Origin of the sequence: Pseudomonas sp. TWI628, from assembly GCF_039673865.1 — a bacterium.
Taxonomy (GTDB): Bacteria; Pseudomonadota; Gammaproteobacteria; order Pseudomonadales; family Pseudomonadaceae; genus Aquipseudomonas.
Genome location: NZ_JBDJMM010000008.1, coordinates 154,268 through 178,952, shown reverse-complemented (window position 1 = coordinate 178,952; position 24,685 = coordinate 154,268). Strand labels below are relative to the sequence as shown.

General features: G+C 62.8%; 21 protein-coding genes. 10 read left to right on the top strand and 11 right to left on the bottom strand.

From position 1 onward, the window contains the following. Positions 1–131: 131 nt before the first annotated feature. The 4 genes from ccoM to ABE528_RS08665 all read right to left on the bottom strand — a co-directional run bounded on the left by ccoM (position 132) and on the right by ABE528_RS08665 (position 1,748). On the bottom strand, positions 132–248 hold the full coding sequence (gene ccoM, locus ABE528_RS08680; protein WP_275898203.1) for a cytochrome c oxidase subunit CcoM: 117 nt from the start codon (positions 246–248) through the stop codon (positions 132–134). Between the two features lie 135 nt (positions 249–383). After that, positions 384–545 carry a hypothetical protein gene (locus ABE528_RS08675; protein ID WP_165837386.1) on the bottom strand — a complete coding sequence of 54 codons (162 nt, stop codon included), beginning with the start codon at positions 543–545 and terminating at the stop codon, positions 384–386. Between the two features lie 67 nt (positions 546–612). Next, complete coding sequence (locus ABE528_RS08670) at positions 613–942, bottom strand: aspartate-semialdehyde dehydrogenase (RefSeq protein WP_152954403.1); 330 nt, start codon at positions 940–942, stop codon at positions 613–615. A gap of 107 nt (positions 943–1,049) precedes the next feature. Next, positions 1,050–1,748, bottom strand: coding sequence for a hypothetical protein (locus ABE528_RS08665; protein ID WP_152954405.1), 699 nt, complete (start codon positions 1,746–1,748; stop codon positions 1,050–1,052). Between the two features lie 130 nt (positions 1,749–1,878). On the opposite strand from ABE528_RS08665, the gene rapA reads away from it, so the two are divergent. After that, positions 1,879–4,725, top strand: a complete 2,847-nt coding sequence (gene rapA, locus ABE528_RS08660; protein ID WP_346652680.1) for an RNA polymerase-associated protein RapA — start codon at positions 1,879–1,881, stop codon at positions 4,723–4,725. Positions 4,726–4,922: 197 nt separating this feature from the next. Then, the gene (locus ABE528_RS08655) at positions 4,923–7,187 is read left to right on the top strand and encodes a bifunctional diguanylate cyclase/phosphodiesterase (RefSeq protein WP_346652679.1); all 2,265 of its coding nucleotides are present in this window, start codon (positions 4,923–4,925) and stop codon (positions 7,185–7,187) included. On the opposite strand, the gene ABE528_RS08650 is transcribed toward ABE528_RS08655, so the two are convergent. After that, positions 7,087–7,974, bottom strand: coding sequence for an NAD(P)-dependent oxidoreductase (locus ABE528_RS08650; RefSeq protein WP_152954412.1), 888 nt, complete (start codon positions 7,972–7,974; stop codon positions 7,087–7,089). The two genes, ABE528_RS08655 and ABE528_RS08650, sit on opposite strands and share 101 nt — an antisense overlap. Positions 7,975–8,172: 198 nt before the next feature. On the opposite strand from ABE528_RS08650, the gene ABE528_RS08645 reads away from it, so the two are divergent. Next, a complete protein-coding gene (locus ABE528_RS08645) occupies positions 8,173–10,356 on the top strand; it encodes a hypothetical protein (protein ID WP_346652678.1) in 2,184 nt (727 codons plus the stop codon). 160 nt (positions 10,357–10,516) lie between these two features. Here the strand turns inward: ABE528_RS08645 and ABE528_RS08640 are convergent, their stop codons facing one another. Further along, complete coding sequence (locus ABE528_RS08640; RefSeq protein ID WP_346652677.1) at positions 10,517–10,822, bottom strand: DUF2288 domain-containing protein; 306 nt, start codon at positions 10,820–10,822, stop codon at positions 10,517–10,519. A gap of 360 nt (positions 10,823–11,182) precedes the next feature. Between ABE528_RS08640 and ABE528_RS08635 the strand changes: the two genes are divergently transcribed. The 7 genes from ABE528_RS08635 to ABE528_RS08605 all read left to right on the top strand — a co-directional run bounded on the left by ABE528_RS08635 (position 11,183) and on the right by ABE528_RS08605 (position 18,599). Further along, positions 11,183–12,298, top strand: coding sequence for a branched-chain amino acid ABC transporter substrate-binding protein (locus ABE528_RS08635; protein WP_346652676.1), 1,116 nt, complete (start codon positions 11,183–11,185; stop codon positions 12,296–12,298). Positions 12,299–12,482: 184 nt separating this feature from the next. Continuing rightward, entirely contained in the window at positions 12,483–13,406 is a 924-nt protein-coding gene (gene livH / locus ABE528_RS08630; RefSeq protein WP_152954418.1) for a high-affinity branched-chain amino acid ABC transporter permease LivH, read from the top strand. Next, positions 13,403–14,659, top strand: coding sequence for a high-affinity branched-chain amino acid ABC transporter permease LivM (locus tag ABE528_RS08625; RefSeq protein WP_152954419.1), 1,257 nt, complete (start codon positions 13,403–13,405; stop codon positions 14,657–14,659). Before livH ends, ABE528_RS08625 begins: the two co-directional genes overlap by 4 nt. Continuing rightward, positions 14,656–15,423 carry a high-affinity branched-chain amino acid ABC transporter ATP-binding protein LivG gene (gene livG, locus ABE528_RS08620; protein WP_008097486.1) on the top strand — a complete coding sequence of 256 codons (768 nt, stop codon included), beginning with the start codon at positions 14,656–14,658 and terminating at the stop codon, positions 15,421–15,423. The genes ABE528_RS08625 and livG overlap by 4 nt, the downstream gene beginning before the upstream one ends. Next, complete coding sequence (locus ABE528_RS08615) at positions 15,424–16,125, top strand: ABC transporter ATP-binding protein (protein WP_003254879.1); 702 nt, start codon at positions 15,424–15,426, stop codon at positions 16,123–16,125. Positions 16,126–16,213: 88 nt separating this feature from the next. Then, positions 16,214–16,888, top strand: coding sequence for a hypothetical protein (locus tag ABE528_RS08610; RefSeq protein WP_152954424.1), 675 nt, complete (start codon positions 16,214–16,216; stop codon positions 16,886–16,888). Positions 16,889–16,991: 103 nt separating this feature from the next. Then, positions 16,992–18,599: an NAD(P)/FAD-dependent oxidoreductase gene (locus tag ABE528_RS08605; protein WP_152954425.1), complete on the top strand. Its 1,608-nt coding sequence runs from the start codon at positions 16,992–16,994 to the stop codon at positions 18,597–18,599. Positions 18,600–18,669: 70 nt separating this feature from the next. Here the strand turns inward: ABE528_RS08605 and ABE528_RS08600 are convergent, their stop codons facing one another. The 5 genes from ABE528_RS08600 to ABE528_RS08580 form a co-directional block, all read right to left on the bottom strand. Then, positions 18,670–19,134, bottom strand: coding sequence for a glycine zipper 2TM domain-containing protein (locus ABE528_RS08600; RefSeq protein ID WP_152954427.1), 465 nt, complete (start codon positions 19,132–19,134; stop codon positions 18,670–18,672). 222 nt (positions 19,135–19,356) lie between these two features. Next, a complete protein-coding gene (gene pdxH, locus ABE528_RS08595) occupies positions 19,357–20,004 on the bottom strand; it encodes a pyridoxamine 5'-phosphate oxidase (protein ID WP_103449444.1) in 648 nt (215 codons plus the stop codon). A 19-nt stretch (positions 20,005–20,023) separates the two neighbouring features. Continuing rightward, entirely contained in the window at positions 20,024–21,001 is a 978-nt protein-coding gene (locus ABE528_RS08590) for an OmpA family protein (RefSeq protein ID WP_152954429.1), read from the bottom strand. Between the two features lie 99 nt (positions 21,002–21,100). Beyond that, a complete protein-coding gene (locus ABE528_RS08585) occupies positions 21,101–22,246 on the bottom strand; it encodes a serine hydrolase domain-containing protein (protein ID WP_346652675.1) in 1,146 nt (381 codons plus the stop codon). 144 nt (positions 22,247–22,390) lie between these two features. Beyond that, positions 22,391–24,628, bottom strand: coding sequence for a beta-galactosidase (locus tag ABE528_RS08580; protein ID WP_346652674.1), 2,238 nt, complete (start codon positions 24,626–24,628; stop codon positions 22,391–22,393). Positions 24,629–24,685 lie beyond the last annotated feature (57 nt).

Sequence of the window (24,685 nt, the reverse complement as noted above, 5' to 3'; positions counted from 1 at the left end):
ACAACAGCGCGAAGGATACTGCCAAGACGATTAATTAGCTAGCTAATCATCTTTGTCGACAAAAAACGCAGGCAAAAAAATGGGCGACCGAAGTCGCCCTAAATGCCTTGCGTGCTCGTGAATCCGAAAGGTCAGCGCGGCTTGCGCTTTTGCGAGTCCTTCCAGATGAAAATGCCCAGACCGGCAAAGAATGCAAACATCAACCCGACCGTTACCACGCCCGCGATAACCACATTGTCGAAGAACATGCTGGCCTCCCGATTCGTTTGCCGTTGTCCGATGGATGCAAGGTAACGAATACGGGGGCGGGGAAAATTGATCAGGGTCAATGCTGCCCGGGACCGGGCACGCGAGGCGGGTGCAGGGTTGACCTGCGTCAAGTTTCAGCGCTTCTTGGGCTTGCCCTTGGGCTTCTTCTTCTTCGCGGTGGCAAGCGGCATGGCCTGCTCGAACGCCTGGCGCACTTCGTTCAGGCGTTTTTCCTTGAGGTCATGGATGCGCTTGGCGCGCTCGGCATCGAAGTCGATGAGGTTGTCTTGGCTCATGGGTGGGCTCGACGATCTACAGAGACTTGCATCATGAAGCCAGGCGCTGGCCGTGACCAGCCCCGCGTCAGACTTCGATGTCGACCAGCAGGCCCTGGCGTGGGTTCTCACCCATCAGCGGCGCCACCGGCACGGTGTTGTCGGCGTTTACTTCGTCCCCCGGCAAGGCGCTGTACAGCTCCGCTTCGCCCTTGTTGTTGCGCCGCTGCTGGCGACGCTGCTCTTCGCGCAGCAACAGGACTTGCTCCTGCGGGTCGCGCTGCTGCTTCAGGTCGATGGCGCTTTCATTGGACGAAGGCTGCACCGGCACCACCGGCTTGATGTCGGGCGTCTGTTTTACCGGGTCCAGTTGCGAAGTCACCGGGGCAGCACTGAGCGGGATGATCGGCGGCAGCATGGAAATTCTCCTATGCCCACTGTATCGGCCATCCGTTAGCCAGCTTGAGCGGCGAAAGTGAGGATGTGCGGCCACTCACGGCCGCGCCATGCCAGTATAGACAGCCGTTACTCGGCTTCTTCCTCAGGGTCGTCGTCGTCGGCTGGCGGGCTGGCTTCGCTCCAGGGCCGCTTGTAGACCTGCTGCCAGACCGAATCCATGTGCTCTCGCAGCACCTGTGGGGCGTTCTTCAACGAAGCGCTGTCTTCACGCTCGCCGCCAACCGGTTCTTCACCTGCCGGGGTGATCAGCGACTGGCCGGTGATGGTGTAGGCGTTCTGCCCCTCGCGCATTTCGATGGCGATGTCGTGCGGATCGATGCCGCCACCGCAGAAGGCATGGCTGGCCACGGTCACTTCGGCGACACCGTCCTTGTTCAGGTCACTGACGTCACTGACATCGGTATAGAAGTCGACATCCAGGTCCAGCCCCGGGCAGGTGGTTTCCTGTTCGATCTGCCAGCGCGGCTTGAACGCGTCGCGCTCGGCGGTGCGGCCGTACAGGGTGGCCTTGAGCACCACCTTGTCGACCTCCTGCTCGGACTCGGCATCGACCGCCTGGCCATCGTTGCGGCTGAGCACCAGCAGCCCCTCGCCGTCTCGGTCACGGAAGTGCACACTCTTGATCGGCGTCTGCACGCCCAGCACTTCGAGCTGCTCGACCGGGATCGCAGGCAGGGTTTCAAAATTTTTCTGTTCACAGGCAGCCAGCAGCAGCAAGCTGCCCATGGCCAGGGAGGTGTGCAACCAGCGGTGCTTGAGCGGCATATCGGTGCGAAGCCCTCGTCAGCAAGACGTAATCTGCGATGAAACAGCTAGACTCATGGACTTCTGGTCTATGGTCCGCCCGGCCTATCCGTTAACATAGCCGGCTTTTCATCGCGGGAGTTCAGGCAGTATGGCGCAGCAGTATCAACCGGGGCAACGCTGGATCAGCGACAGTGAAGCGGAGCTTGGCCTGGGGACCATCCTGGCACAGGATGGCCGCCTGTTGACCGTGCTCTACCCGGCCACTGGCGACACCCGCCAGTATTCCCTGCGCAATGCGCCGCTGACCCGCGTGCGCTTCTCGCCGGGTGACCAGATCACCCACTTCGAAGGCTGGAAGCTGACCGTGCGCGAGGTCGAGGACATCGACGGGCTGATGGTCTACCACGGCCTGGATGCCCAGAACCAGGCGCGCACCCTGCCGGAAACCCAGCTGTCGAACTTCATCCAGTTCCGCCTGGCCAGCGACCGTCTGTTCGCCGGGCAGATCGACCCGCTGTCGTGGTTCAGCCTGCGTTACAACACCCTGCACCACACCAGCAAGCAGATGCAGTCGTCGCTGTGGGGCCTGGGCGGTTGCCGCGCGCAACCGATCGCCCACCAGTTGCACATCGCCCGCGAAGTTGCCGACCGCAGCGCCCCGCGCGTACTGCTGGCCGACGAAGTAGGCCTGGGCAAGACCATCGAAGCCGGCCTGGTGATTCACCGCCAGCTGCTGTCGGGCCGCGCCAGCCGCGTGCTGATCCTGGTCCCGGAAAACCTCCAGCACCAGTGGCTGGTGGAAATGCGCCGGCGCTTCAACCTGCAGGTCGCCCTGTTCGACGCCGAGCGCTTTATCGAAAGCGACGCCAGCAACCCGTTCGAGGATGCCCAGCTGGCGCTGGTCGCCCTGGAATGGCTGGTCGATGACGAAAAGGCCCAGGACGCGCTGTTCGCGGCCGGCTGGGACCTGATGGTGGTCGACGAAGCGCACCACCTGGTGTGGCACGAAGAGCAGGCCAGCGCCGAATACGGCCTGGTCGAACAACTGGCCCAGGTGATCCCGGGCGTGCTGCTGCTGACCGCGACCCCCGAACAACTCGGCCAGGACAGCCACTTCGCCCGTCTGCGCCTGCTCGACCCCAACCGCTTCCATGACCTCGCGGCGTTCCGCGCCGAGAGTGAAAACTACCGCCCGGTAGCCGAGGCCGTGCAGGAGCTGCTTGAAGAAGGCCGCCTGTCACCCAAGGCCCATGCCACCATTCAGGGTTTCCTCGGCGCCGAAGGCGAAGCGCTGCTGGCTGCAGTGAATGATGGCGATACCCAGGCCAGTGCCCGCCTGATCCGCGAACTGCTCGACCGCCACGGCACCGGCCGCGTGCTGTTCCGCAACACTCGTGCGGCCGTCCAGGGCTTCCCCGAGCGCCAGCTGCACCCGTATCCGCTGGCCAACCCTGAGCAATACCAGGACCTGCCAGCCGGCGAACACGCCGAGCTGTACCCTGAAGTGGCGTTCCAGGCCCAGGGTGAAGTCAGCGATGACGAACGCTGGTGGCGCTTCGACCCACGGGTCGACTGGCTGATCGACACGCTGAAGATGCTCAAGCGCACCAAGGTCCTGGTGATCTGCGCCCACGCCGAAACCGCCATGGACCTGGAAGACGCCCTGCGCGTGCGTTCCGGCATCCCGGCCACGGTGTTCCACGAAGGCATGAGCATCCTCGAGCGCGACCGCGCCGCGGCCTACTTCGCCGACGAGGAATTCGGCGCCCAGGTGCTGATCTGCTCCGAGATCGGCAGTGAAGGCCGCAACTTCCAGTTCGCCCATCACCTGGTGATGTTCGACCTGCCGGCCCACCCGGACCTGCTCGAACAGCGCATCGGCCGTCTCGACCGTATCGGCCAGAAGCACACCATCGAACTGCACATCCCGTACCTGCAGGACAGCCCACAGGAGCGCCTGTTCCAGTGGTACCACGATGGCCTCAACGCCTTCCTCAATACCTGCCCGACCGGCAACGCCCTGCAGCACCAGTTCGGCCCACGCCTGCTGCCAATGCTCGAAGGTGGCGATGCCAAGGCCTGGACCGCACTGGTCAGCGAAGCCCGTGGCGAGCGCGAGCGCCTGGAGGCGGAGCTGCACAGCGGCCGTGACCGCCTGCTGGAGCTCAACTCCGGTGGCGCCGGTGAAGGCCAGGCGCTGGTCGAGGCGATTCTTGAGCAAGACGACCAGTTCGCCCTGCCGATCTACATGGAAACCCTGTTCGACGCCTTCGGCATCGACAGCGAAGACCACTCGGAAAACGCCCTGATCCTGAAACCGAGCGAGAAGATGCTCGACGCCAGCTTCCCGCTGGGCGACGACGAAGGCGTGACCATCACCTACGACCGGGCCCAGGCCCTGTCGCGTGAAGACATGCAGTTCCTCACCTGGGAACACCCGATGGTGCAGGGCGGCATGGACCTGGTGCTGTCCGGTTCGATGGGCAATACCGCCGTTGCGCTGATCAAGAACAAGGCACTCAAGCCGGGTACCGTGCTGCTCGAACTGCTGTTCGTCAGCGAGGTGGTGGCGCCGCGCAGCCTGCAGCTGGGTCGCTACCTGCCGCCAGCGGCACTGCGCTGCCTGCTCGATGCCAACGGCAACGACCTGGCTTCGCGCGTGGCGTTCGAAACCCTCAACGACCAACTCGAAAGCGTGCCACGGGCCAGCGCCAACAAGTTCGTCCAGGCCCAGCGTGACGTGCTGGCCCAGCGCATCAGCGGTGGTGAGGCCAAGATCATGCCAGTCCACGTCGAGCGTGTGGCCGAAGCCCAGCGTCGCCTGGTCGCCGAGGCCGATGAAGAGCTGGCACGCCTGACCGCACTGCAGGCCGTCAACCCGAGCGTGCGTGACAGCGAGATCGATGCGCTGCGCAAGCAACGTGAACAAGGCCTGGCGATGCTCGACAAGGCCGCGCTGCGCCTCGAAGCGATTCGTGTACTGGTCGCCGGCTGATCGACTGGCCACATGACTGGGGGGCGCTAGGCGCCCCCCAGTTCGTTATGCCAGCTGGCTATCGCCTTCAGAACCAAATCATTGCAGCCAAAGTGCCATTACTCAGGAAGGTTTAACCCGCTGTTTCTATACTGCCCCAGAACAGTCTCCACAACGCTTGAACGGAGACGAGTGAAAACTCGAGCAAAGGGCAAGCAATGGAATGGCTGGGGCTGCAACTGTTCACCGAACTGCCGGTAACCGGGCGCATCGTCATCGACTGCAGCCATGAACCGCTGCTGATCCTGATCGCCTTTGCGGTGGCCAGCGCTGCCTGCTTCGCCACCCTCGACATGGCCGAACGCCAATCCCACAGCGAACACCCCGCTGCTCAGCGGCAGTGGCGCATGCTGGGTGCCTGTTGCCTGGCTGGCGGCATCTGGGCCATGCACTTCATCAGCATGCTGGCCTTCCAGGCGCCAGTGGAAATGCACTACGACGTGTCGCTGACCGGCTTGTCACTGCTGATCGCACTGGTGGTGGCGTGGTTGGCAATGACCAGCCTCGACCGCACCGAGATGCGTGCGCACCACTACCTGCAAAGCGCCTTGCTCATCGGCCTGGGCATCATCCTCATGCATTTCGTCGGCATGGCCGCGCTGCAGACCGGTGCCCAGCAGTACTACCAGACCACCCTGCTGCTGAGCAGTGCCGCCATCGCCTTGCTCACCAGCTTCGCTGCCTTGCTGCTGGCCCGTTACTTCCGCAATGGCAGCGGCCGCCTGCACCAGACCATGAAGTATGGCGCCAGCCTGCTGATGGCCAGTGGCATCGTCGCCACCCATTTCACCGCCATGGCCGCCATGACCCTGGTCATCCCCACCTCCACCGCCCTGAGCCTGCCCTCTACCGACAACAGCCTGCAGCTGGGGCTGACCGTAGCCTTCATCACCTTGCTGATCAGCGGCAGCAGCATCAGCGCGGCCCTGGCCGACAAGAAACTGCAGAGCAAGGAAGACGACCTGCGCCGCTACGGTGTGCTGCTCAGCCAGTTGGACCAGGCCCGCGAATCCCTGCAGCAGGCCGCCCATTACGACGCCCTGACCAACCTGGTCAACCGCCGTGGTTTCAACCAGATCTTCGCCGAACGCCTGGCCGAACAGGATCCTGGCGAGCACCGCCTGGCCGTGATGTTCCTCGACATCGACCACTTCAAGCGGATCAACGACAGCCTCGGCCACGATGCCGGTGACGAATTGCTCAAGGTGATCGCCAACCATATCAAGGCTGCCACCCGCAGCCACGACCTGGTCGCCCGCTTCGGCGGCGACGAATTCTGTGTGGTCACCAGCCTCAACAACCGCGACGAGGCGCGCCACCTGGCCCAGCGCATCATGCAACGGATGAAGGACCCGATTGATCTGGGCGGCCGGCGCATGGTCATGACCACCAGCATCGGCATCAGCATCTACCCCGATGATGGCCTCACCGCCGAAGAACTGCTCAAGCATGCCGACCTGGCCCTTTATCAATCCAAAGGCAGCGGGCGCAACAGCCTGCACTTTTTCAACAGCAGCCTGAAAAGCCGTGCCAGCCTGGCCTTGCAGCTGGAGGAAGAGCTGCGCATTGCCCTGCTCGAAGAACGAGGTTTGTGCGTGCATTACCAACCCATCTTCGACCTGCGCACCGGCCAGGTGGCCAAGCTCGAGGCGCTGGTGCGCTGGCAGCACCCGCTGCACGGGCTGATGGGGCCTGACCGGTTCATTGGCATTGCCGAAGCCAACGGCCTGATCGTCGACCTCGACCTGTGGGTGCTGCGCCATGCCTGCCAGGACCTGGCCCGGCTTCAGCAACATGGTTTCACCAGCCTCAAGGTCACGGTCAATTGTTCAGCGGTGACCCTGGGCCATGAAAACCTGCCCAACGAAGTGGAAGTAGCGCTGTTCCAGGCAGGCCTGGCACCTCGCCACCTGGAACTGGAGGTCACCGAAAATGCCCTGATGGGTGACATCGAGCACACCGTCAGCCTGCTCAAACGCATTCGCGGCCAGGGTGTCAGCCTGTCGATCGACGATTTCGGCACCGGCTATTCGTCGCTGGCCTACCTCAAGCGCCTGCCGCTGGACGTGCTGAAGATCGACCGCTCATTCTTGCAGGATGTGCCCGGCGGCCTGAAAGATCGCGAGATCATCCAGGCCATCATCGCCATGGCCCACACCCTGCGTCTGGAAGTGGTCAGCGAAGGCGTAGAAACCGTCGAGCAGCACGAATTCCTCGCCAGCAATGGTTGCGACTACCTGCAGGGCTACCTGCTCAGTCGCCCGGTGCCGCTGAGCGAACTACGCTCGCTGCTCGATCGGCTCGAGCGCCAGGACAGCGTGTTCAAGCCTTGTTGCGATACAGCTCTACCAGGGTCGCCGGATCTTTTTGCAGATACCCCTGGCTACCGTGCAAGCGCATCAACTGCGCGGCAAGGCCACTGAGCGGCGTTGCCGTGCCTTGCTCGCGGGAGAGCTTGACGGCACCGTCCAGGTCCTTGAGCAAGGTGCGCACATGCCACTTGATCGGCTCGAAACGGCTTTCGGCCATCTGCGGCGCGAGGATCTGCAGCGGCTTCGAGTCGGCAAAGCCACCGGCAAGGGCCTCGGCGATCAAGGTAGCGTCGACGCCTGACTGTTCGGCCAACGCCACCACTTCGGCAATCACCAGGGCATTGCAGGCCACGATCATCTGATTGCAGGCCTTGGTCACCTGCCCTGCCCCCACACCGCCCATGTGCGTCACCCGTTGGCCAAGCACCTGCAGAACCGGGCGCGCCCGCTGCAGGTCCGTAGCCTCGCCACCCACCATGATCGCCAAGGTGCCGGCCTCGGCCCCTGGCGTGCCACCGGAAACCGGGGCGTCCAGCCAGGCCATGCCGCACAGCGCAGCCAGCTCGGCAGCCATTTCCCGGGTGGCGGTCGGCTCCAGGCTGGAGAAATCCACCAGCAACTGCCCGCTGCGCCCGCCCTCGGCGATGCCTTGCTCGCCAAACACCACCTCGCGCACCACCGCCGTGTCGGCCAGGCACAGCAGCACCATGTCGCTGTCACGGCACAGCTCGGCGGGGCTTGCCGCCAAGCGCGCACCGGCGGCCACCAACGCGGCGCATTTGTCCGGGCTGCGGTTCCACACCGTCAGCGAATAACCCGCAGCCAACAGGCGCCGGCACATAGGCAAGCCCATCAGGCCAATCCCGGCGAATCCCAACGAAGGCAGTGCAGTACTCATGAACGACTCCAGTCAGAAGATTAAAGAAGCGTGACAAACGGGCGATGCAATGCCAGCTCGACAAAAAATTCCTTAAAACAAGTAAGGGAAACCCCTATCGCATCCGCAAATGGCGCACTGATAGAGTCGCGGCGTTTTGCGTGATGGCCATATGGCATAACCCTCTGATAATCACTTACACCAGGCAAATGGCGCACTATGACCTCTACGAACACTTCTGCCAATGCGGTCCCCGAGTCTTCGACTCTCCCCAACTTACCGACCGCCAGTGGTGTTCGTGACACTCTGCCGACACGCAGCTCACCGGCACAGCAGTACCTGTACTTCACCGAGCAGGACATCCAGCGCATCCTCGACAACCTCGACGGCTTGCGTGACCTGGTATTCCCCAGCAACCAGCACATCGAGGACGACGACCCACTGCGCCTGGAGCAGCAGTTTCCGTCGGTCTGCCTGATCGGCCTGGGCCGTTGCGGCTCGAACATCGCCCTGGACGTGGCCGAACTGGTCTACAACGCCCGTACCTTCTTCCTCAACGAGTTCAACAACGAAGACCGCCTCAAGGGCGAGTCGGGCTACAGCCCGGCACGCTGGATCCGCCAGAACCTGCGCCTGGTGCAGAACAAGGGCGTCAAGCCGGTGTTCCTGGTCGAGCCGCTGGTGATGCTCGGCGACCTGGACAAGGATATCGCCGGGCGTATCCGCTTCTCGCGCAAGGGCGAGCGCGGCGAGTTCCTGCGCGACTACAGCAAGATGAAGATCATGGACCTGTCCGAGGTGCATGCAGGCGGTGCCGGCAACGCGCCGATCCTTGGCCAGTACCTGGCCAAGATTATCCTCAACAAGGACACCCAGCGCTTCTCCAGCGCCGACTGGAAGCTGATCCACTCGTACCTGATCGACTCCTGCGGCATCAAGGCCAACCAGTCGCGGCTGTACTTCTACATCTTCAGTGCCGGTGGCGGTACCGGTTCAGGCATGGCTTCGGAGTTCGGCCTGGCCCAGCAGTACTCGTACATGAACAAGACCTTCGATACCAAGCCTGCCGACGAAAACGACGGCAAGAGCGGGCACTCGTTCGTCTTCGAGCCGATCTTCACCAGCGGGATCTGCGTGCTGCCCAATGCTACGGACCATCGCAGCGAAATGTCCGAAGCCCTGCACATCAACGCCGGCCGGCTGTTGTGCAAATACCTGTCGGAAGAATGGGACTTCTCGTACAACTTCGATAACGAAGACAGCAGCGAAGCCAGCGTGATGGGCCGTATCCGCCCATGGAACGCGATGATGCTGATCTCCAACGACATCATGCGCTACGCCGAAGAAAGCGATGACGGCACCATCCACAACATCGACGTCAACGCCATGGAGAAGCACGCCAACCAGTACATCTCCCAGCAGATCTTCAACATCCTCACCGCCCAGGCGGTGACCACCGACTACGACCAGAACTACTTCCGCCGCGCCGGCATCGACATTGGCGAAACCATCCGCCTGGACGCCAACGACCTGTTCATGAGCCTGGCCGGCCCGGTGGCGATTGCCTATGCCGAATCGGTGGTGCCCGAAGTAGCTGCGCCAGGCACGGACAAGTTCAAGGTGTTCGAACGCGAAACCCCGCGCCTGGACATCGACGACCTGTTCCTGCGCTCCATCGACCTGCCGCATTTCAACAAGCAGACCCAGGCCATCGAAGGCATCAGCCTGCTGCCGATCGAGTCGCGCCGCTACCGCGCGGCCCTGGAGCAATACCAGGCCTCGGGGTACGACGCCGCCGCCCTGCATGACCTGCACTTCTTCAAGAATTGCTCGTCGGTGGTGTCGATTGTCTCGCTGCCCAAGGACTACAAGCTGTCGTACATGGACCTGAACCGGCTCAAGACGCACCTCAACAGCCTGTTCCCCAATACCACGCTCAAGCGTTACGCGCTGGTGATCGGCGCCTCGGCCAACCTGTCGCTGACCACCCTGATCGCCAAGAGCCCGTGCCTGTCGGACGACTTCCTGACCCTGATCGTGGCCTTCATCAAGCGTTGCTTTGCCCGCACCCCGTACCGCTTCGATGACACCCTGGACAACGCCATCCTCGAATTCATCACCAGCGAGCACTTCGAGGAGGAGCGCATCGACGACCTGCTCAGCGAGTTCGAGAACCCGGCGAAGATCCTCGACACCAACTGGTACGCGATCAAGCCGATGTACGAGAAGAAGTATCGCGAGCTGATCAACGACAAGAGCCGCTTCGTGTCGATCAACGACATTCGCTTGTCTCGCGAATGCGTGAAGAAGGCAGTGAAGTACCTGCGTGAGATCTTCCGCCACCGCATTGGCAAGACCCGGGTGATTTCGCTGAACAATCATACCGGGCGAGTGGATTACTGATATTGCCGGGGCCGCTTGGCGGCCCCAATTACGCATCCCGTAAACTGTTACCGCAGCGCCGAATCAGCCCACCACTGTTACCAACTTCCACCTTACGTGAGCGTCAACAAGCACCAGCATGGGGCGGCTGCGTATTTTTACGCACTAAAAAAGCGCGTCGTTATTCCGCTTGCTTGACCTGAATCACGATGAACGGCGAAACCACCACCGCCCAGATCTCTGGATCGCGGCTTTGCAGGTCGAGCGCCTGCTCGGCACTGAGCGGCCCGACAGTGCCATCACTGCGCCACTTGGCGAAGATCTCGCTGCGATTCTCGGCCATTGCCGCAGCAACCTCGATCAGGTCGAGACCAGGGTCGACCCAAATCAGGTCACCCTTGGCCCAGAAACGCTCCAAAGCCTTCCACTCGATTGTCGCCGTCTCGCCGAGCAATTTGGCATAGAGGGTGCTTGTTTGTTCAGTCATGGGTTTCTACCCGCAAATTTGGCTAATGAAAAAAGGCCGGCATTTTTGCAGAAAAACCCGGTTTCAAATATGTAATTTGGTCGATTGGCCCCGAAGTTGTGGGGTGGGGCCGAGGATGCAGGCAAAGTGATGGCGCTTTTCTGTATCTTTGTGTCGATCATGCGACAACCCGCGGAACAGGCACTTTTTGCCCGCTTTTCAAGCGCGCGACCAGCGCTCTACACTGTACCGGTACAGTTCCGGGACATGTTCCGGGGGAAGGTGGGCATGCAGTGTGGCGTGGCCATACCGCAAATCCCGCCCGGTCTGTAGCCCTGGCCGCCAGGACTATAAGAATTACAACAGAATGAGTGGAGCACTATGATCAAGATTTCCAAGCTGTTCGCCGCAATGGTACTGGCCGGGGTAGCCAGCCATTCGTTTGCCGCCGATACCATCAAGATCGGGATCGCGGGCCCTAAGACCGGCCCTGTGACCCAGTATGGCGACATGCAGTTCATCGGCGCCAAGCAGGCCATCAAGGATATCAACGCCAAGGGCGGCGTCGATGGCAAGATGCTCGAAGCCAAGGAATACGACGACGCCTGCGACCCTAAACAGGCCGTGGCCGTCGCCAACAAAGTGGTCAACGACGGCGTCAAGTTCGTCATCGGCCACCTGTGCTCCAGCTCCACCCAGCCAGCGTCGGACATCTACGAAGACGAAGGCGTGATCATGATCACCCCGGCTGCCACCTCGCCGGAAATCACCGCCCGTGGCTACAAGCTGATCTTCCGCACCATCGGCCTGGACAGCGCCCAGGGCCCGGCCGCCGGCAACTACATCGCCGACCACGTCAAGCCGAAAGTGGTTGCCGTTCTGCACGACAAGCAGCAGTACGGTGAAGGCATCGCCACCGCGGTCAAGCAGACCCTGGAGAACAAAGGCACCAAGGTTGCCGTCTTCGAAGGCCTGAACGCCGGTGACAAGGACTTCTCCTCGATCATTCAGAAGCTCAAGCAGAACAACGTCGACTTCGTCTACTACGGCGGCTACCACCCAGAGCTGGGCCTGATCCTGCGCCAAGCCCAGGAAAAAGGCCTGAAAGCCAAGTTCATGGGCCCGGAAGGCGTGGGTAACGACTCCATCTCGCAGATCGCACAGAACGCCTCCGAAGGCCTGCTGGTGACCCTGCCGAAATCGTTCGACGCCGACCCTGAGAACAAGGCCATCGTCGACGCCATCAAGGCTGACGGCAAGGACCCAAGCGGCCCGTTCGTGTTCCCGGCCTACTCGGCTGTCGAGCTGATCGCCGAAGGTATCAAAGCGGCCAAGTCCGAAGACACCGCCAAGGTGGCAGCCGCCATCCACGCCGGTTCCTTCAAGACCCCGACCGGCACCCTGTCGTACAACGAGAAAGGCGACCTGAAAGACTTCAAGTTCGTGGTCTACGAATGGCACTTCGGCAAGCCGAAGACCGAAGTCTCCCCTCAGTAACTGCGTGACTAATAGCTGACCTACGAGCCCACTGTGCGAGCAGTGGGCTTTGTTTTATGAGGTTCATGGGCCTGATCCCCGCGATCCGGGGGCCGACCCACCTGAAAATCTTAAAACCGTCACCCGCGGTTTCCTGGCCTACCCCCGCCAGCGAAATGCAAATCAGGTTTTTAGGAGCGCTGTAATGCCTGAGATCTACCATTTCTTCCAACAACTGGTTAATGGATTGACCATCGGCAGCACCTATGCCTTGATCGCCATCGGCTACACGATGGTGTACGGCATCATCGGCATGATCAACTTCGCCCACGGCGAGGTGTACATGATCGGTTCCTACGTGGCCTTCATTGCCCTGGCAGGCCTGGCCATGATGGGTATCCATTCGTTGCCGATCCTGATGACTGTCGCTTTCGTCGCGACGATCTGCGTCACCAGTGCCTATGGCTACAGCATCGAACGGGTTGCCTACCGCCCCCTGCGCAACAGCAACCGCCTGATCCCGCTGATTTCCGCCATCGGCATGTCGATCTTCCTGCAGAACACGGTCTTGCTGTCGCAAGACTCGAAGGACAAATCCATCCCCAACCTGATCCCCGGGAGCTTCTCCTTCGGGCCGGGCGGCGCGGAAGAAGTCCTGATCAGCTACATGCAGATCCTGGTGTTCGTGGTCACCCTGGTGGCCATGACCTGCCTCACCCTGTTCATCTCCCGTTCTCGCCTGGGCCGCGCCTGCCGCGCCTGTGCCGAGGACATCAAGATGGCCAACCTGCTGGGCATCAACACCAACAACATCATCGCCCTGACCTTCGTCATCGGTGCCGCCCTGGCGGCCGTGGCGGCCGTACTGCTGAGCATGCAGTACGGGGTGATCAACCCCAACGCCGGTTTCCTGGTGGGCCTGAAGGCCTTCACTGCGGCGGTACTGGGCGGCATCGGCAGCATCCCGGGCGCCATGCTCGGCGGGCTGGTGCTGGGCGTGGCCGAAGCCTTCGGCGCCGACATCTTCGGCGACCAATACAAGGATGTGGTGGCATTCGGCTTGTTGGTTCTTGTCCTGCTGTTCCGGCCGACCGGCATCCTGGGCCGTCCGGAGGTTGAAAAAGTATGAACAGAAATCTCAAACAGGCGTTCTTCAGCGCCTTGCTGGTGTGGGCCGTGGCCTTCCCGGTGCTGGGCCTGAAACTGAGCATCGACGGCATCAGCCTGGCGGTGCACAGCCAAGGGTCGTTCACCATCAGTATCATCGCCGTGTGTTCGGTGCTGATGTTCCTGCGCGTGCTGTTCGACAAGCAGTGGAGCTCGGTGATGGGCCGTCGCTCGGACCGCAAGCTGATCCCGCCAGCCGTCAGCAACTACCTGACCCTGCCGAAAACCCAGCGCTATGTGATCATGGGCCTGATCGTCGCGGCCCTGGTGTGGCCGTTCTTCGGCTCGCGCGGGGCGGTCGACATCGCCACGCTGATCCTGATCTACGTGCTGCTGGGCCTGGGCCTGAACATCGTGGTGGGTCTGGCCGGTCTGCTCGACCTTGGCTACGTCGGTTTCTATGCCGTCGGTGCCTACAGCTACGCGATGCTCTCGCACTACCTGGGCTGGAGCTTCTGGGTCTGCCTGCCGATTGCCGGCCTGATGTCGGCTACCTTTGGCTTCCTGCTCGGCTTCCCGGTGCTGCGCCTGCGCGGTGACTACCTGGCGATCGTGACCCTCGGCTTCGGTGAGATCATCCGCCTGTTCCTGCGTAACCTCACCGACTGGACCGGCGGCCCCAACGGCATCAGCAACATCCCCAAGCCGGAGTTCTTCGGCCTGACCTTCGAGCGCAAGGCCGCCGAGGGGATGCAGACCTTCCACGAGTTCTTCGGGCTGGAATACAACTCGATCAACAAGGTCATCTTCCTCTATCTGGTCGCCCTGCTGCTGGCGCTGCTGGCGCTGTTCGTGATCAACCGCCTGCTGCGCATGCCGATCGGCCGTGCCTGGGAAGCGCTGCGTGAAGACGAGATCGCCTGCCGTGCACTGGGCCTGAACCCTACCGTGATCAAGCTCTCGGCGTTCACCCTGGGTGCGTGCTTCGCCGGTTTCGCCGGCAGCTTCTTCGCGGCGCGCCAGGGCCTGGTGACGCCTGAGTCGTTCACCTTCATCGAGTCGGCGATCATCCTCGCCATCGTCGTGCTCGGCGGCATGGGCTCACAACTGGGCGTGATTCTCGCGGCCATCGTGATGATCCTGCTGCCGGAGCTGATGCGTGAGTTCAGCGAATACCGGATGCTGATGTTCGGTGCGCTGATGGTGTTGATGATGATCTGGCGTCCGCAAGGCCTGCTGCCTATGCAACGTCCCCACATGGAGCTGCGTCGATGAGCCGCGAAATTCTGCAAGTCAGCGGCCTGAGCATGCGCTTCGGCGGCTTGTTGGCGGTCAACGGCGTGGCCCTGACCGTCAAGGAAAAACAAGTGGTGGCGCTGATCGGCCCAAACGGCGCCGGCAAGACCACGGTGTTCAACTGCCTGACCGGCTTCTACAAGCCCAGCGGCGGCACCATCCTGCTCGACGGCCAGCCAATCCAGGGCCTGGCCGGCCACCAGATCGCCCGCAAGGGCGTGGTGCGGACCTTCCAGAACGTGCGCCTGTTCAAGGAAATGACCGCGCTGGAGAACCTGCTGATCGCCCAGCACCGTCACCTGAACACCAACTTCTTCGCCGGCCTGTTCAAGACCCCGAACTTCCGCCGCAGCGAGAAGGAGGCCATGGAGCGCGCGCAGTACTGGCTGGAGAAGGTCAACCTGACCGAGTTCGCCAACCGTACCGCCGGCACCCTCGCCTACGGCCAGCAACGCCGCCTGGAAATCGCCCGCTGCATGATGACCCAGCCACGGATCATCATGCTCGACGAACCGGCTGCGGGCCTGAACCCGAAGGAAACCGAAGACCTCAAGGCACTGATCGCCTACCTGCGTGAGTCGCACAACGTCACCGTGCTGCTGATCGAGCACGACATGAAGCTGGTGATGAGCATTTCCGACCACATCGTCGTGATCAACCAGGGCACGCCCCTGGCCCACGGCACGCCGGAGGAGATCCGCGATAACCCTGACGTGATCAAAGCCTACCTGGGGGAAGCGTAAATGCTGAAGTTCGAGAACGTTTCCACCTTCTACGGCAAGATCCAGGCGCTGCACAGCGTCAACGTGGAGATCAACCAGGGCGAAATCGTCACCCTGATCGGTGCCAACGGCGCCGGCAAGTCGACCTTGCTGATGACCCTGTGCGGCTCGCCGCAGGCGCACAGCGGCAGCATCAAGTACCTCGGTGAAGAGCTGGTCGGCCAGCCGTCCTCGCACATCATGCGCAAGAGCATCGCGGTAGTGCCGGAAGGCCGCCGCGTGTTCGCCCGCCTGACCGTCGAGGAAAACCTGGCCATGGGCGGTTTCTTCACCGACAAGGGCGACTACCAGGAGCAGCTGGACAAGGTCCTGCAGCTGTTCCCGCGCCTGAAGGAGCGTTACATCCAGCGTGGCGGCACCATGTCCGGTGGCGAGCAGCAGATGCTGGCCATCGGCCGGGCGCTGATGAGCAAGCCCAAGCTGCTGCTGCTCGACGAGCCTTCACTGGGCCTGGCACCGATCATCATCCAGCAGATCTTCGACATCATCGAACAGCTGCGCCGTGATGGCGTGACGGTGTTCCTGGTGGAGCAGAACGCCAACCAGGCGCTGAAGATCGCCGACCGGGCGTATGTGCTGGAAAACGGCCGGGTGGTGATGCAGGGCACCGGTGAAGCCCTGCTGACCGACCCGAAAGTGCGCGACGCATACTTGGGTGGTTGAATGAAAAAGGGCCTTCGGGCCCTTTTTTCTGCCTGCAGGACGTGTATCGTGGCCAGCTCTTTGGCAAAGATTCCCCGGAGCCCGCCCCATGCGCCTCACCCCTACCCTGCTGCTCACTGCCCTGCTGCCCCTGTTCGCCGGCTGCCAGTTGCTGGCCGAGCAGCCCCGTGACCCGAACATCGGTACCACGCGCATGCAGGGCGAGCTGAGCGCAGGCGGCGGCCGTCTGTTGTTCAAGCCCTGCGGTGAAAGCCGCCACTTCGTGATCAACGACGTCGCTGGCACCGGCATCCTCCAGGAGTCCGTCAACCTGGCCAAGAACGCCAACGCCAAACTGTTCGCCGACGTGCGCGGGCGCCTCACCGGCAGCAAGCAGGCCGACAACGATGGCCAGTTGGAGGTCAGCCGCCTGTACCGCCTGGAGCCCTCCACCCGTGCCTGCGACGACCCCAATTTCAAGCAACTGACCCTGCGCGCCAATGGCCACGAACCGGATTGGGACATCAAGGCCAGCGGCAAGGGCATGGTGCTCAACCGCGTCGGCAAGGACCCGCTGCCCCTGCCGTTCCTCGAAGAAGAAGTGCCCGGCGGCGGCCTGACCCTGACCAGCGAAGCCAACGGCCAGCACGTTGAACTGTGGGTCGCCCCGCAACGCTGCGTCGATGGCGCCACCGGCGCCGTGCGTCACCTGCGCGCCGAGCTGCGCATCGACGGCCAGACCCTGCGCGGCTGCGGTTACTACGGCGGCGCGCGCGACAACTGATCGCCGGGCGCTTTTATCCTGCCAGTCAGGGCGGCTAACAGCTTATACTTGGCGGTTTGTGTAAAGCCGCCGGCCGCCCATGGCCGGGATACTGGACCCTGCCATGCTACGAATCACCGAACTCAAGCTGCCCCTGGACCATCCCGACGAAGCCCTGCGTGAAGCCATCGTCCAGCGCCTGGGCATCCGCGACGAGCAACTGCTCAGCTTCAACCTGTTCAAGCGCAGCTACGATGCGCGCAAGAAGAACAGCGAGCTGCTGTTCATCTACACCATTGACCTGGAAGCCAGCAACGAAGCCGAGCTGCTCAGCAAGTTCGCCGACGATCACAACATCAGCGTGGCACCCGACGTCACCTACAAGTTCGTTGGCCAGGCCCCGGCCGACCTGCAGGAACGCCCGATCGTGGTCGGTTTTGGCCCGTGCGGCATCTTCGCCGGCCTGTTGCTGGCCCAGATGGGTTTCAAGCCGATCATCCTCGAACGCGGCAAGGAAGTGCGCCAGCGCACCAAGGACACCTGGGGCCTGTGGCGTAAAAGCGTGCTCAACCCCGAGTCCAATGTGCAGTTCGGCGAAGGCGGCGCCGGGACCTTCTCCGACGGCAAGCTCTACAGCCAGATCAAGGACCCGAACCACCACGGCCGCAAGGTTCTGGAAGAGTTCGTCAAGGCCGGTGCGCCGGACGAGATCCTGTACATCAACAAACCGCACATTGGCACCTTCCGCCTGACCGGCATGGTCGAGCAGATGCGCCAGGACATGATCGCCCTCGGCGCCGAAGTGCGCTTCCAGGAAAAGGTCACCGACCTGCTGATCGAAGACGGTCAGCTGACCGGCGTGGTGCTGGAAAGTGGCGAGCAGCTGCACTCGCGCCATGTGGTCCTGGCCCTGGGCCACAGCGCCCGTGACACCTTCCGCATGCTGCACGCCAAGGGCGTGTACATGGAAGCCAAGCCGTTCTCGGTGGGTTTCCGTATCGAGCACCCACAAACGCTGATCGACAAGGCGCGCCTGGGCAAATACGCTGGCCACCCGAAACTTGGCGCTGCCGACTACAAGCTGGTGTACCACGCCAAGAACGGCCGTTCGGTGTACAGCTTCTGCATGTGCCCGGGCGGTACCGTGGTGGCTGCCACCAGCGAGCCGGGCCGCGTGGTGACCAACGGCATGAGCCAGTATTCGCGTAACGAGCGCAACGCCAACTCGGGCATCGTCGTCGGCATCGACCCCGAGCGCGACTATCCGGGCGGGCCACTGGCCGGCATCGAACTGCAAGAGCGCCTGGAAGCCCACGCCTATGTGATGGGCGGCAGCAACTACCAGGCGCCAGCGCAGCTGGTGGGCGACTTCGTCGCTGGCAAACCGTCCACGGCGCTGGGCAGCGTCGAGCCGTCGTACAAACCGGGTGTAACGCTGGGCGACCTGGCGCCAAGCCTGCCGGACTTCGCCATCGAGGCGATCCGCGAGGCGCTGCCGGCCTTCGACCGCCAGATCAAAGGCTACAACCTGCATGATGCGGTGCTGACCGGGATCGAAACGCGCACCTCGTCGCCACTGCGCATTACCCGTGGTGCGGACTTCCAGAGCCTGAACATGAAGGGGCTGTTCCCCGCAGGTGAAGGTGCGGGGTATGCCGGGGGGATTCTCTCAGCAGGTGTGGATGGCATCCGCATTGCCGAGGCCGTGGCTCGCGACATGCTCGGCCTCTGAAGCCAGTGCAGGACTAACAAAAAACCCCGAACAGGCCTGGCCTGTTCGGGGTTTTTATTTACCGCTACGATCAGTGCGAAACGCGGCTTGTACCGTCAACGGTCATGATGCGCACACGGTCGCCAACGCGGAAGACTTCGTTCTCCTGCACGGCCTGCACATAGGCGCGCATGCTGCCATCGTCTTCACGCACGGTGATTTCCACACCCTGGGTGCGGGTGATGCCTTCCTCAGCGGCCGAACCTGCCAGGCCACCGGCCACGGCACCGATCACGGCGGTGACGATGCTGCCACGGCCACCGCCAATGGCGCTGCCGGCCACGCCACCGACGATGGCGCCAGCACCACCGCCGATCGGGGTCTTGGTACCTTCGATCTTGACTGGGCGCAGGGATTCGATGGTGCCCATGCGCACGGTCTGCACACGACGGGCCTCATCACGGGAGTAGCTGTCACCGGTCAGGCTCGAGGCACAGCCACCGAGCAGCAGCGACATGGTGGTGAAAGTCGCCACCAGCAAAGCGGATTTACGCATGGGTACAATCTCCAGAAAACAGGTGTCCATTAGACGCTGCGCCTTGACCGCTGTCACGGCGCCAGCACAAAAAAATTATTTCCATTCAGCCCCTGTACAGCCTTGATAGCCAGTAAGGCGGGCGTTACAGCTCAGACCAAGGATAGCCACGGATTACTTCATCATGTGTGAAGAAGTGTTGGCTAGAGGGGGGGGTGGGGCTGCCGGGCAGCCCCGGGGATGTCACGGCGCCAGGCGCTCCCGCGCCCACTGCCCGTCGACCAGACGGTAGTTCAGGCGGTCATGCAGCCGACTGGCGCGCCCCTGCCAGAACTCGATCCGCTCGGGCAGCAAGCGGTAGCCGCCCCAATGTTCCGGGCAATGCGGCTGGGTATCGGAGAAGCGTGCTTCGGTGGCCTTGACCAGGCCTTCGAGCTCCTCACGATTGGCAATGACACGGCTCTGCGGCGAAGCCCAGGCCCCCAGGCGGCTGCCCAGCGGGCGCACCTGGTAGTAGTCGTCCGACTCCTTGGCCGTGACCTTTTCCACCCGCCCTTCGATCCGTACCTGACGCTCCAGGGCCGGCCAGAAGAAGGTCATGGCAGCGAACGGGTTGGCCAGCAGTTGCTGGCCCTTGGCGCTGTCATAGTTGGTGAAGAAGGTGAAACCACGGTCATCGAGGCCCTTGAGCAGCAGCACACGACAGTGTGGGCGGCCCTCGCCATCGACCGTGGCCAGGGTCAGGGCGTTGGCCTCCACCGGTGGTTGCTCGGTCTTCACCGCGTCGGCAAACCACTGGTGGAACAGGGCGAACGGCTCACCCGGGGCCTGGGCTTCGGCCAGGCCATCACGGGTGTAGTCGCGGCGCATATCGGCCAGGGATTGGGTCATGGCTGCGTTTCCTTGACGATCAGTTGGTCTTCGCAGGGCTGTTGGCGGCTACTTTCTTGTCGGTGGTAGCGGCTTTCTTGGCGGCAGGCTTGGCTGGCGCGGCTTTCTTCTTGGCAGTGGTCTTCGCTGCAGGTTTGGCAGCGGTTTTCTTCGCTGCTGGCTTGGCGGCCGGTTTCTTCGTCTCTACAGGTTTGGCGGCAGGCGCCTTGGCATCCTGCACGGCAACCATCGCAGCCGGAGTTGCCACCGGGGCAGCGTGCTGATACTTGGCCAGCAGGGCAACCATGGTGTTCTGCGGCGTCAGCAGCATTTCCACGCGGCGGTTCAGGGCGCGGCCTTCGGCGCTGTCGTTGGCGGCACGCGGCATTTCCGAGCCCATGCCCTTGAGCGACAGGCGGTCACGCTGCAGGCCACTCAGGCGGAAGATCGCCGATACCGAGGCAGCCCGCTCCAGGCTCAGCTTCTGGTTGGCGGCAGCTACACCGCTGCTGTCGGCATGGCCGAGTACCAGCACGGCAGTCTTCGAGTCGCCTTCGACGGCCTTGGCCACGCGGGTGATCGGGGCCAGGGTCATCGGCAGCAGCATGTTCGGGCGGTCAGGGTTGTACGAGCTGTCGACCGGGATGGTCACCACCAGCACGTTGTCACGGCGCTCAACCTCAAGCTTGCTGTCCTTGACGGCTTCACGCAGCTTTGGTTCGTACTGGTCCAGCCAGGCCTGGGTGGCCTTTTCGTCGATCTTCGGCACTACCGGCCCTTTGGCCTGCTTGTCATCACCGCCAAACGGCCACCACCAGTGGCTGGCACTCTCGGACTTGGCGTCGGCCTTGGCGACTTTCTCGGTAACCGCCGCTTTCACTTCCTTGTCGGCAACCTTGTCCGAACCGAAAGGCCACCAGTTGCTGCCGCCGTCCTTGGAGGCGTCCTGGGAATGGCTGGCGCAACCGGTCATAGCGGCCAGGCACAGGGCGAGAGCTAAGGTTTTATGTGAAGACATCAGCGATACACCATGAAATTGAAAGATATTTTGCCAACGCACATCAGGCGTTGGCATTGAGGATAGTCAAAGGGGTTGCGTAATACCCGCTTTACCCGATCAAAGGCAAGTGCCAAGCACACGCACCAGCTGCTGGGCCCTTGGATCCATGAGCACGTAAGGGCCAAGGGTATTGACCACGAAGCCGAAGGCCACATCGTGCTCCGGGTCGGCGAAGCCGACCGAGCCGCCAGCGCCTGGATGGCCGAAAGCACGGGCGCCGAGGCCAAAGGTGGCGTTGGCCACATCGGGCTGATCGAGCATGCAACCCAGGCCGAAACGGGTCTGGGTCAACAAGGTACGGTCCTGGCCCAGGCTGTGTTCGCGGGTCAGTTCGTCGAGCAGTTCGGATTCGAGCAGGCTGCCGTCGAGCAGGCCCGCGTAGAAGCCTGCCAGGCTGCGCGCATTGCCGTGGCCATTGGCCGCCGGCTGTTGCATGCGCCGCCATTCGGGTTTGTTGGTGCTGGTAAGGATTGCTGGCGGGTTGGTGAAGGCGCGAGTCGACAGCGCCTCGGGTTCACGCATGGTCACCTGCAGCAGGCGCTGGGCTGCGGCATCACCCGCGTTGCCCTTGCCACGAGCAATATGCGCCACGCGGTGGAACTCCTCGTCGGCCAGGCCGACGTGGAAGTCCAGGCCCAGCGGCCGGGCGGTACGGGCGACGATCGACTCACCCGGGCCACGGCCATCGACGCGGCGGATCAGTTCGCCAATCAGCCAGCCATAGGTGATGGCGGCATAGCCGTGCTCGGTGCCGGGCGCCCACCAGGGCGTTTCGGCGGCCAGGGCATCGACCATGGTTTGCCAGTCATACAGGGCTTCAGCCGGCAGCAGCTCGCGGATGGCCGGCAGGCCGGCACGGTGGCTGAGCAACTGACGCAGGGTGATGTGCTGCTTGCCGGCCTGGGCGAACTCCGGCCAGTAACGGGCAACCGGGGCATCCAGGGCAAGCTTGCCCTCACCCACCAGCTGCAACGCAGTCACGGCGGTGAAGGTCTTGGTGCAGGAAAACAGGTTGGCGATGGTATCGCTGTGCCAGGCCTGCTGGCCGTCCTTGTCGGCGCTGCCCGCCCACAGGTCGACCACGGTCTCGCCACCAACCTGGATGCACAGCGCAGCACCACGCTCCTGGGGATCCTCGAACAATGCTGCGAACGCTTCACGCACCGCTTCGAACTTCAGCTCATAGTGACCCTGGATCTGCACCCGCTGTTCTCCGTACGACCATGCTGACAAAGGCGTGCATTGTTTCAGTAGTTGGCGGTTTTGCCTACTGGGCAAGGCCGGATGGTCGGTGCCGATACGCAAGGGTCAAATGTGCCAGGGGCGCTGAGCGCCCCCGGTAGACATTCAGGGGGCCTTTTTCTCCAGCTCGCTGCGCAACTGACCAACGGCCTGCAGGTTGCTCTTGCGCACCGCCTCGACGAACCCCGGGTACGCCACGTCGGTGATCGCCACCAGGCCCAGGTGGCCGTTCTCGCCATCGAGCAAGCGCCCGCTGGCCGGTTGGTCGAGGTACTGGAACCAGTGCGCGCCGACGATCATCGGCTGTGCCAGGGCAGCTTTGAGGAAGTTGCCATAGGCCGGCCCGCGGTCCTCTTCCCTGGCCACTTCCACCGGCCCCGGCCAGAACGGCCCACGGTCGCGGGAGCCGAACTGGAACTCGGACACCAGCACCGGCTTGTCGAGTTCGGCCAGGCGGGCAAAGTCATAACCATCCTCGGGCTTGAGGGTATAGAAGTTGAAACTCAGAACATCGCAGAACTCGGCGCAGGCCTTGACCGCTTCCGGCGTGCTCGCGGCATAGCGGCCACCCAGCAGCAGGTGGTTAGGTGCATGCCATTTCAGTGCATCAGAAATGGTCTTGAAGTAGGTTTCGGCGAATACCTGCTGGAAATACTGGTAATCACGCTCGATTTCCGGGTGCTCGGGATTCGGCAGCGGCGCCTCGAAGCCTGGGTCTTCCATCAGCTCCCAGGCCTGCAGGTCGATGCCCCAGGCCTTGGACAGCCCCTCCTGGTTGCGGTACTTGTCGCGCAGTTGCTTGAGGAAGGCGCGTTTGGCCGGCACGTCGGTGGTCAGGCGCAGGGTACCGTAGGCCAGGCCATAACGCGCCTTGGGGTCGTTGCCAGGCGCCGCCCAGGCAAGCTCGTTGTCGGCGAAATAGCCGATCAGCCAGGGATCGTCACGGTGATCGCGCGCGGCAATGGCCACGGCGCGCTCCGTGGCCATGGCAAAACGTGGGTCGAACGGGTCAGGCATGCGGCCCCACCAGTCCATGCCAGTGCTGATGCTGGCATAGTCACCGACGATCGACAGCGGCAAGGTATAGGGCATGCGTTTGGCCTGGTCGATAGCCGGGTCACTCCAGTTGCCCAGGGTATTGAAGCCCCAGGCCTGCAGCCGGTCCAGCGTGTGAGCCTGCCAACGCTCGGCATCCAGCGCCAGCGGTGGGCAGGCAGGGGTTGCTTGCCCCTCCACGGCTGGCGGGCAAGGTTTGCCATAGGTGCGCTGGATATTCGCGGCGTAGAAATCGAACCAACGCCCCTGCTTGAAGCTGCGCCCTTGCGACGAGGCGTTGCCATCGTCGTTGTTACCTTCACCATAAAAGGCCGTCAGTGCGTCGCCTTCACCAGGCAAGGCCTTGAACATCCGCTCGCGGCCGGCAACGTAGGTGCGCCCACCATCGGCGGCCACGGCATTGACGCCCAGCGAGTAGAACGGGTGCCCTTGCGGGGTGACCAGGTACCAGCGGCCGTCGCGCTTCTCGGTGCGGAAAAAGCCCTTGGCTGCGAACGCCGGCCCGGCCAGCAAGCCACCGTAGCTGTCCAGTTGCTGCTTCTGACGCTCAGCCAGCCAGCTCTTGAGCTGCTGCTGTTCGCGAGTGTCAGCGGCCTTGAGCTGATCGTCACTGGCAATTTTCTCGGGCCAATGCCCCCGGGTGGACTGGCCGTAGGCATCGATCAACTCGTGGTAGGCCGCCTGGTAGGCAAGGTCGTCGTCCTGGATGCCGACCTTCTCGATCAGCAGGTTCTGCGCCACTTTCGGGTTGGGTATGGTCAGGCTGACGGACACCACCTGCTTGAGGTCTACCTCACCGGCACTGCTGGTCAACAGCAACCGCTGCCCATCGTAGACCCATGGCATCGGCGGGCCCGCACGCATGCCCTGGCTCAGCGGCGAACTGGCCTTGAGCGGCACCATGACGGTTTGCGCAGGCCCCGCAGGCAGGTCGATACGGCTGGTCAGCATGCGCCCATCGCTGCCGAGCAGCGTGACGTCGACGGTCAAAGCCCAGTCCTGGGCGCTTTGCATGCGCAAGGTGAGGAACTGCCCCGCCGACCAGTCCCACATGCCGCTCTGCGGGCTCAGGCGCAAGGTCGGCCGTTCGACCGGATTGAACACCACCCGCCTGAGCACCTCGCCCTCGGCCGTCTGCTCCGCATTGTACTGCGGCATGCCGGTGCCTTCGGTCGCCACATTGACCACCGAGGCCGGGCGGACGAAGCTGAACAGCGTCTGTTGCCCGGCCAGCAAAGGCGCGCTGAACAACAGAGTGAATACCACGGGCAAGGTGCGGCGGATCATAGGGCTGGGGCTCTCCTTCCAGGCCCTCATGGGCCCGCGACTGAGTGATGGACAACG

Bases quoted from the DNA above. Each gene is read 5' to 3' on its own strand.
- ccoM (WP_275898203.1), bottom strand. From the start codon at position 248: ATGTTCTTCGACAATGTGGTTATCGCGGGCGTGGTAACGGTCGGGTTG.
- ABE528_RS08675 (WP_165837386.1), bottom strand. From the start codon at position 545: ATGAGCCAAGACAACCTCATCGACTTCGATGCCGAGCGCGCCAAGCGC.
- ABE528_RS08670 (WP_152954403.1), bottom strand. From the start codon at position 942: ATGCTGCCGCCGATCATCCCGCTCAGTGCTGCCCCGGTGACTTCGCAA.
- ABE528_RS08665 (WP_152954405.1), bottom strand. From the start codon at position 1,748: ATGCCGCTCAAGCACCGCTGGTTGCACACCTCCCTGGCCATGGGCAGC.
- rapA (WP_346652680.1), top strand. From the start codon at position 1,879: ATGGCGCAGCAGTATCAACCGGGGCAACGCTGGATCAGCGACAGTGAA.
- ABE528_RS08655 (WP_346652679.1), top strand. From the start codon at position 4,923: ATGGAATGGCTGGGGCTGCAACTGTTCACCGAACTGCCGGTAACCGGG.
- ABE528_RS08650 (WP_152954412.1), bottom strand. From the start codon at position 7,974: ATGAGTACTGCACTGCCTTCGTTGGGATTCGCCGGGATTGGCCTGATG.
- ABE528_RS08645 (WP_346652678.1), top strand. From the start codon at position 8,173: ATGACCTCTACGAACACTTCTGCCAATGCGGTCCCCGAGTCTTCGACT.
- ABE528_RS08640 (WP_346652677.1), bottom strand. From the start codon at position 10,822: ATGACTGAACAAACAAGCACCCTCTATGCCAAATTGCTCGGCGAGACG.
- ABE528_RS08635 (WP_346652676.1), top strand. From the start codon at position 11,183: ATGATCAAGATTTCCAAGCTGTTCGCCGCAATGGTACTGGCCGGGGTA.
- livH (WP_152954418.1), top strand. From the start codon at position 12,483: ATGCCTGAGATCTACCATTTCTTCCAACAACTGGTTAATGGATTGACC.
- ABE528_RS08625 (WP_152954419.1), top strand. From the start codon at position 13,403: ATGAACAGAAATCTCAAACAGGCGTTCTTCAGCGCCTTGCTGGTGTGG.
- livG (WP_008097486.1), top strand. From the start codon at position 14,656: ATGAGCCGCGAAATTCTGCAAGTCAGCGGCCTGAGCATGCGCTTCGGC.
- ABE528_RS08615 (WP_003254879.1), top strand. From the start codon at position 15,424: ATGCTGAAGTTCGAGAACGTTTCCACCTTCTACGGCAAGATCCAGGCG.
- ABE528_RS08610 (WP_152954424.1), top strand. From the start codon at position 16,214: ATGCGCCTCACCCCTACCCTGCTGCTCACTGCCCTGCTGCCCCTGTTC.
- ABE528_RS08605 (WP_152954425.1), top strand. From the start codon at position 16,992: ATGCTACGAATCACCGAACTCAAGCTGCCCCTGGACCATCCCGACGAA.
- ABE528_RS08600 (WP_152954427.1), bottom strand. From the start codon at position 19,134: ATGCGTAAATCCGCTTTGCTGGTGGCGACTTTCACCACCATGTCGCTG.
- pdxH (WP_103449444.1), bottom strand. From the start codon at position 20,004: ATGACCCAATCCCTGGCCGATATGCGCCGCGACTACACCCGTGATGGC.
- ABE528_RS08590 (WP_152954429.1), bottom strand. From the start codon at position 21,001: ATGTCTTCACATAAAACCTTAGCTCTCGCCCTGTGCCTGGCCGCTATG.
- ABE528_RS08580 (WP_346652674.1), bottom strand. From the start codon at position 24,628: ATGATCCGCCGCACCTTGCCCGTGGTATTCACTCTGTTGTTCAGCGCG.